General features: G+C 67.6%; 2 protein-coding genes. Both read right to left on the bottom strand.

The window, feature by feature from the left end; translation table 11 throughout:
• Nucleotides 1-596, bottom strand: a 596-nt coding sequence (locus EK403_RS21990) for a succinate--CoA ligase subunit alpha (RefSeq protein ID WP_128779587.1), incomplete at its 3' end; no start/stop codon positions are given.
• 1 nt (nt 597) lies between these two features.
• Nucleotides 598-1,681: ADP-forming succinate--CoA ligase subunit beta (gene sucC / locus EK403_RS21985; RefSeq protein ID WP_128779586.1), on the bottom strand; the 1,084-nt coding region annotated here is incomplete at its 5' end.

Here is a 1,681-nt window from a genome sequence, read left to right as displayed (position 1 = left end):
TCGTCGGCCAGGAACAGCTCCAGCATGTCGATGAACTCGGTCCCCTTCACAGGGTCGCCGCCGATCCCGACCGCCGTGGTCTGGCCGAGACCCTCGCGCGTCGTCTGGAACACCGCCTCATAGGTCAGCGTGCCCGAGCGCGACACCACGCCGACCGTGCCCCGGCTGAAGATGTTGCCCGGCATGATGCCGATCTTGCACTCGCCCGCCGTCACCACGCCGGGGCAGTTCGGCCCGATCAGGCGGGTCTTCGAGCCTTCCAGCGCGCGCTTGACCTTCACCATGTCGAGCACCGGCACGCCCTCGGTGATGCACACCACCAGCGGGATCTCGGCCGCGATCGCCTCGCAGATCGCGTCCGCGGCGCCCGCCGGCGGCACATAGACCACCGAGGCCTCCGCCCCGGTCGCCTCGCGCGCCTCCTTCACGGTGTCGAAGACGGGTAAGTCGAGATGGGTCTGGCCGCCCTTGCCCGGCGCGACGCCGCCGACCATCCGCGTGCCATAGGCGATCGCGGCCTCGGAATGGAACGTGCCGTTCTTGCCCGTGAACCCCTGGCAGATGACCTTGGTGTTCTGGTCGATCAGGATGGACATCTCAGGCCCCCTTCTTCACGGCGGCGACGATCTTCTGGGCGGCGTCGTCGAGGTCGTCGGCCGGCATCACGTCGAGACCGCTCTCGGCGATGATCCGCTTGCCCTCCTCGACGTTTGTGCCCTCGAGCCGCACCACCAGCGGCACCTTGAGCCCGACCGCCTTGACGGCCGCGATCACGCCCTTGGCGATCACGTCGCACTTCATGATCCCGCCGAAGATGTTGACGAGAATCCCCTTCACGTTCGGGTCGGCGGTGATGATCTTGAACGCCGCCGTGACCTTCTCCTCGGAGGCCCCGCCGCCGACGTCCAGGAAGTTCGCCGGCTCCTCGCCATAGAGCTTGATGATGTCGAGGGTCGCCATCGCGAGCCCGGCGCCGTTCACCATGCAGCCGATCGTCCCGTCGAGCGCGATATAGGCGAGGTCGTGGCGTGAGGCCTCGATCTCCTTGGCGTCCTCCTCGGTCTCGTCGCGCAGCTCGGCGAGCTCGGGATGCCGGTAGAGCGCGTTCGAATCGAACGACACCTTGGCGTCGAGGCAGCGCAGCCGCCCGTCCCTGGTGACGATCAGCGGGTTGATCTCGAGCATCGACATGTCGGCGCCCACAAAGGCCGCGTAGAGCGTCTCCACCAGCCGGCCGGCCTGCCTGGCGAGGTCGCCCTCGAGCTTCAGCGCCTTGGCCACCGTCCTGCCGTGATGCGGCATCACCCCCGTGGCCGGATCGATCGTCACCGTGACGATCTTCTCGGGCGAGGAATGCGCCACCTCCTCGATGTCCATGCCGCCCTCGGTCGAGACCACGAAGGCGACATGGCCCGTGCTCCGGTCGACCAGCGCCGACAGATAGAACTCCTTCGCGATCTCGGAGCCTTCCTCGACATACAAGCGGTTGACCTGCTTGCCCGAAGGCCCGGTCTGCTTGGTCACCAGCGTCCGGCCCAGCATCTGGCCCACAAAGGCCTTGGCCTCCTCGACCGACCGCGCCAGCCGGACCCCGCCCAACTCGCCGGCCTCAGCCTCCACGAACCGACCCTTGCCGCGGCCCCCCGCATGAATCTGTGACTTCACAACCCACACAGGGCCG

It is taken from the genome of Hansschlegelia zhihuaiae, assembly GCF_004103825.1.
Taxonomy (GTDB): Bacteria; Pseudomonadota; Alphaproteobacteria; order Rhizobiales; family Methylopilaceae; genus Methylopila; species Methylopila zhihuaiae.
This window is presented reverse-complemented; position numbering and strand designations above follow the sequence as displayed.